Annotated in this window: 3 protein-coding genes; all 3 read right to left on the bottom strand. The window is 41.6% G+C overall.

The window, feature by feature from the left end:
• The coding region (locus MTBBW1_RS25570; RefSeq protein ID WP_186441717.1) for an ATP-binding protein at positions 1 to 697 on the bottom strand (697 nt) is incomplete at its 3' end.
• A gap of 53 nt (positions 698 to 750) precedes the next feature.
• The gene (locus MTBBW1_RS25565) at positions 751 to 5,622 is read right to left on the bottom strand and encodes a two-component regulator propeller domain-containing protein (protein ID WP_080809364.1); all 4,872 of its coding nucleotides are present in this window, start codon (positions 5,620 to 5,622) and stop codon (positions 751 to 753) included.
• Between the two features lie 75 nt (positions 5,623 to 5,697).
• The coding region (locus MTBBW1_RS25560) for a hypothetical protein (RefSeq protein ID WP_186441716.1) at positions 5,698 to 6,298 on the bottom strand (601 nt) is incomplete at its 5' end.

Raw genomic sequence — 6,298 nt, 5'->3', positions numbered from 1 at the left:
GGCGACCTGCTTCGAGATATTTATCTAAAATCCCCACAAGCCAGCCAACATAGGAACCTGTTACAAGCATTGGGGCAATTTTGGATTCTGACACGCCATGGAAACTGCCGGCCATGGTTTCATCTTTAGCTGTTTTACAAGCTTTATCACGATATACGTATTCAGTAATGTTCTGAAATTCATCAATAATAACCAAAAATCGCTGATCGTATTCAGCAGCTATACGCTCAGGGGCAGTGTAGGCGGTTTTCCATACCAGATCATAAGAATCGTTGTCCATGTGATGGGTAATGGCTTCTACGTCCCGTACCAGTAAATGTTTGCCATTTGCTTCGCCATATTGTCTGATCTCATTTAAGGAAAGAGTATTGCGAACAAGAGAACCCTGGCGTTCCATAAAAGATATGTACTGGGATGCAAAAAGACAGTAATAATCCACAGCAAAATCGGGGTACCACTTTTTAGATTCCCCTATCTCAAAAAAAACAGGAATCACCTTACCGTTTTCACTCCAAAGCTGATTGAAAAGCCTTTGAATAAAAGCAGTTTTTCCGCTTTTTCTGCGGGCAAGTATCACTTTTGATTTGGAAAGGCGTTTGGGTATTTTATCAATCCATTTATGGAACAGGGCAAACTCATTTTCACGACCAACCAGCAAATCTGGTTCCCCAATTCTTTCAGGTAATGGATATTGCATTGTAACTGCTCCTTATAGTAGATGAAAATTAGCACTATCGTATAAGAATTTTATTACAGATCAAACCACTCAATATTTGAATAATCACTGCATCCCATATCATTGCAGGCTTTTATTGCACAGTAAAAAGCCATGCCAGCTCCATCAAATGTTATTGATCTCTCCATACCCATCTCAAACTGCCCGATATATTCGGCATCGGGATAAGGTGCGTAAAACAGGGTATAACCTTTTATATCAGATGAAGAGTTCTCCCATGATATGGACACTATGCTTCCTTCAATGGAAATGGCAAATTCCGGAGCATTGGGGATCTTGTCAGGTGTATTGTCATCAGGCAGAGATCCGCCTGACACCACATTCACAAATTTTTCAACAGGCAGGGAAACATTACCGGCCTTATCCTTTGCATAATAAACGATCTGGTGGCATCCCACTGAATTCCCTGAACCGGAATCAGCAGGATAAAAATCACCAATGTACATATCACCATGATCACGCTGCAACTCCATATTTTCTGTTCTACCGGACGGGTCAGTTATGGAGCAGAACACTCCATACATTTCTATTTCAGGGTCTGTGGCAATTGCCCAAAGCTTGGTTGCATTTTTTATGTTTACAGTCATGTCCGGGTTTGTTGCTCTTACTTCCGGCCGCAGATTTCCAGATGGCCTGTATTCAATGAATTTGCCCGAGGCTTCATATCGATCATATTTTGTAGTGCCCACTCCATCACCGTCTGCATCCATGACGGGCCGCTGGGTATGTCGGTAGAATTTAAGGATTTCGTAGTTGGCTTCGGCAAAGGAACCTTCAATGTCGCTGCCGTAGTTGATGAACTGGTAAAAATATCTGGAAAATGAGCTTTCTCCAAGGTTGTCGTATCCTGAATAGCCGCCCTGATCCAAGGGTTTGGCAGAAGAGGATGTAAGAATTATCCTACCCTTGCCTGCAATCTTATCTATCCAGCTTTCAGATTGGGAACCTTCAAGGATAATGGTTACAGGAAAACCTTTGGTATCTGAAGCTTTATCATCTGAAATAAGACTTTCCGCTTCATCAAGGTATGAAGCCAAATCTCCAGCAGTGAGCAACTCAAAGTTGCCATCTTCCACATCTCCTATTAGGTAGAGATTTAAAGGGGTTTTATAGGGATCTTCTGTGGACATCAAAGATACTGCCCACTCTGTCAGAGCATGATGCAAATTACTTTTATCGGCAAATCCATCAACAGGAATTGAGCTTTCATCATCTGCACCGCCTAAATACCGAATCCGCTCACTGGGGATATTTCTGGTTTGAAGTGTGTTATAAACATATTTGCCAAGGGACTTTGAAATTTCCTGAAATGCTTGTGTACCAGATTCGGACACAACAATAATGCCCTCTCCCACAGGTTGACCAATGGGAATTACAAGTTTTGTTTCAATTCCAAGAAAATCAGGTGTTTCCGGCAGACTTGCGTTGACATTTATGAAACCCTCTCCAGGTACCACAATCTCTTTGCTGAATTTTCCGTTTTCATCAACATCAACATTTCCCACAAACTGTGGTTGCAGACCTGATTCTGAATCATCGGGATCAAGGTAGCGAACATCAAGATTTACAAGCCTTGATTCTGTACCTGAATTTGTATTTGGATTTGAGCTTGTTTCAGAGGGTCTAACAGGGGTAATGATGCCTTCAATTGTAAGGATATCCCTTTGGGATGTACCCTGATTTACATTGGATGTCAGGGCAATGTGATTTTTTGCCGGCAGGATAAATATTTCTGCATTATTGCTTGTAACTCCGGCTGACTGGGCTGTAAGTATCAAGTTTCCGGAATTTTCTGGAAATATGGAACCTTGAAAAAAACCTTTGTCATCTGTTAACACCGTCAATGGCTCAATTTCATTATTGGAAACAGCATTTTTCCCTGTAATATTAACTTCCTGTCCATTTTGCGCAGACACAATATTACCGGAAACAGTTATGCCGTCCATGACCCTGGGGCGTTTTGTAGTATGGGCAATGCTCAGGGCAGCCATTGGCTCTGTTCCAGTATAAACAGTCAATGCAGTGCTTTTAAATTGATTACCTGATGAGGTTTCAGGATTTATTTGAATGGTTGATGCAGTGTTGTTGGTTGAGGTGTTGGCTGTTTCAGGAGAAATATCAACATGTAAAAGTACCGGAACTGTTTCTCCGGGCTTAAGGGTTACGGTTGCAGGATCAATCCGGATATTAATTCCATCGGGATTTTCCGATACCAATGAAGTTTCAAGCTTGATTTCCCCTGTATAAAGATCTATGGATGAAACAAAAAGGGTAATATCCTTGCCGTTGCCAGGAGAAAGTGCAATGGCTGATCTTTCAAGGGATAAATCTATCCTTGGATTTTCTTCCACAGCCGGAGCCATGAAGGTTGATTCGCTGTTGTTTGCAACCCTGACAAGTGCCCCATTTTCTTCAATAACAGCCGACAGACGGTAATACCTGGGCAAACCTTCCAGCCATTCAGGGTCTGTTATGGTAATGTCAAGGGTGTAGCCTTTAATGCGGGTATCGCCTTCGCCCTGGTATGCTGGAGTATGGCCTTGTACGGCAGGCCAGCATTTGTCAACTCGGGGATATGGGCAATCTGAATAGTCCACATAAAATCGGACAGGATTGCCTGAAATATCACGGACTGTTTCGTAAAGGCCAGTTTTGGATAATGCTCGCTGTAATTCTATGAATTGGACATTCTGATAGTCAAATGGAGCATTTTTGAGAAACCAGGTCATTGTGATATCAGGCTTATCATGTTTGATGATTTGTTCTGGAAAACCAATTAGCAGCAGATGAGCCAGAGTACTGTATAGTTGTCCAGCTCCCATCCAGATACCGCCCAGACCATCATGTAGAAGGGAAGTTATAAAGTTATCGGGTAAATCAGAATTGTTTTCATGAAGCACTTCCAATGTCCCGTCTGACCTCAGATGAGCAAGTCCGCCGCCCCAAGTACCTACCCAGATACCTTTTTGATGATCAGATAGAAGTGACGTTACGTTGTTGTCAGACAGACCAGAAGTCGCTTCATCAAATACGTTAAAAATATTCCATGTACCATCTGATCTCAAATTAACAGCACCGTCGTGAGTTCCTACCCAAATACCGTTTTGACCGTCGGTTAAAAGAGATATGACATGATCATCTGGCAGGCCAGAATTGTGTTTATTAAATATTTCCCATGTAGCATCTGATTGCAGATGAGCAAGTCCGTTTTCCGAAGTCCCAGCCCAAATACCGCCTTCATTGTCAGACAGAAGGGCACAGACATAGTCTCCCGGTAGATTAGAGTTATTTTTATTAAATATTTCCCATGTTTCGTCTGATTTCAAATGAGCAAGACCGTTTTCCGTAGTGCCGATCCAAATGCTTCCTTGATTGTCAGAGAGAAGAGATGAAACCCAATCATTTGACAAAAAAGAAGTATATAGATCAAAAATTTCCCATGTGTTTTCAGACTTTAAATGAGAAAGACGACCTTTTATATCAAAAATATCGTGCATGGTTCCCATCCAAATACCACCTTGACCATCTGATAAAAGAGAGGTCACAATATCATCAGGCAGCGCACTATTTTTTTTGTTAAATATCTCCCATGAATCGTCTGATTGCAGATGCCCAAGGCCGCCGTAAACCGTTGAAACCCAAAGACCTCCTTGATTGTCGGACAGAAGTGAATTGATCTGTTTACCCGGAAGGCCGGAATTGTTTTCATAGAATAGATCACTTGTGCCGTCTGTTTTCAAATGAGCAAGCCCGCCGTTATAAGTTCCTGTCCAGAACCCTCCCTGGCCGTCTGATAGAAGGGACGCGATAAAATTATCAGGCAGATCGGAATTCTCTTCATTAAAAACTTCCCATGTACCGTCTGCTCTCATATGGACAAGATTACCGTCCGTTCCATATATACTAATTGCATCATTGTAAGTCTGATTTGCAATCCAGATGCCGCCCTGATTATCGGATATAAGCGAGCCAACATAGTTACCCGGAAGCCCAGAATTGTATTTATTAAAGACTTCACCTGTACCATCTGGCTTAAGGCGTACAAGACCACCCCAGGTTCCCACCCAAAGATTTCCTTGTTCGTCTGATAGAACGGAGTTGATCCAGTTATCTGGTAAAACAGAGTTAGATGAGTTGAATACATCACCAGTTCCATCTGCTTTTAAATGAGCAAAACCATTATAAGTCCCAACCCAGATGCTACTTTGCCCTCCTGATAAAAGGGAGGTAACCCAGTTATTAGGTAAAACAGAATTGTATGTATTAACTATATCCCATGTGCCCTGCAGGCTCATATGAACAAGACCGCTATCATAAGTTCCAACCCAGATTCCCCCCTGATCGTCAGATAGAAGAGATGTAACGATGTTGGAATGTAGGCCAGAATTGTTATTATTAAATATTTCCCATGTGCCGTTTGATTTTAAATGACCAAGGCCAGATCCCCAGGTACCGACCCAAATGCCACCTTCATCGTCTGACAAAAGAGATGTCACTAAATTTTTCGGTAACCCATCTTGATTTGAAAATAATTTTTTGAGCCTTCCGTCATTGGCATCTCTCTCCTCCAGGCCGCCAGTTGTAGCGATCCAAAGAGTAGTTTTGTCATCGGAGATAAGTAAGGCTCTAATTTCACTTCTGTTTGTAATAAGTTCCCAATTTTGTCTTTCTTTGCTGATATGTAATAATTCATTTCCTAAAAGATCACAGTTTACGGTTAAAATCCAAAGTAATATGGAAATAATACAATAGAGCTTCATTTTCACATTACTTTCAATAGGGAAAACTTTTTGCCATAATCTACGGCCTGCCTCAGTGCTTTTAGGGGGGGAAATAGAGTAGCGGTATTCCGGATCTATCGGGCCCGCTGTGTTAAAAAATTTCATAAAAATATCTTCCTGTTAAAGGCTGTTTCCATGTTAAAAGTTTTTAAAAATTATAAATAATATAACTAATTCAAATCAAACAAAATATATAATTTTTTCTGCTGTACCTATGCCGTTATTATCACAAAATAAAAAAGCATCCTCAGTAAAACCCCCGGTGGAAAGAAACGCCGGCAAAATTTTCTTTTCAGGAAAACATGCACCATAGGCTGTGCATTTTTCCAGAAAATCCTTGACCACAGCTATCCCGATCTTCTCGTTTCTCTTCTTAACCTCAACCAGCACCACCCTGCCATCATCGGACAATGCCATCACGTCAATCTCCATCTCCTTTCCATCTTGTCTCTGAAATTTGACACGCTGTTTTACTTCTATGATGTTCAGGGGAGTATTGGCAATGTCGGTATCTGGAAGCCCGTTAAAGTAAACTGACAAGGGAAAACGCTTTCTGCTCCTGAAATCCGTGGCAAGCTGATATTCGGCAAATTTTCCCACAAGATTATTGAGCCTGCCCTGGAGTGACTTTTTATCTTTTTGAAGACTGTCCAGCTCTTCATTGAAATCCTTTTTCAAGTCCGGCTCAAAGGAACTTATCTCCTTTTCAAAACGGTTTCTCAGTATAAGATAAAGGGTGCCGTCCTTAAGTCCCCGGTAATCAATATCTGAAATCCCCTCT

Origin of the sequence: Desulfamplus magnetovallimortis, from assembly GCF_900170035.1 — a bacterium.
Classification (GTDB): domain Bacteria; phylum Desulfobacterota; class Desulfobacteria; order Desulfobacterales; family Desulfobacteraceae; genus Desulfamplus; species Desulfamplus magnetovallimortis.
The sequence above is the reverse complement of the archived record's forward strand: the minus strand, read 5'-3'. Positions and strand labels throughout refer to the sequence as shown.

Excerpts from the sequence above, each read along its gene's own strand:
- MTBBW1_RS25565 (WP_080809364.1), bottom strand. The coding sequence starts at position 5,622 with ATGAAATTTTTTAACACAGCGGGCCCGATAGATCCGGAATACCGCTAC.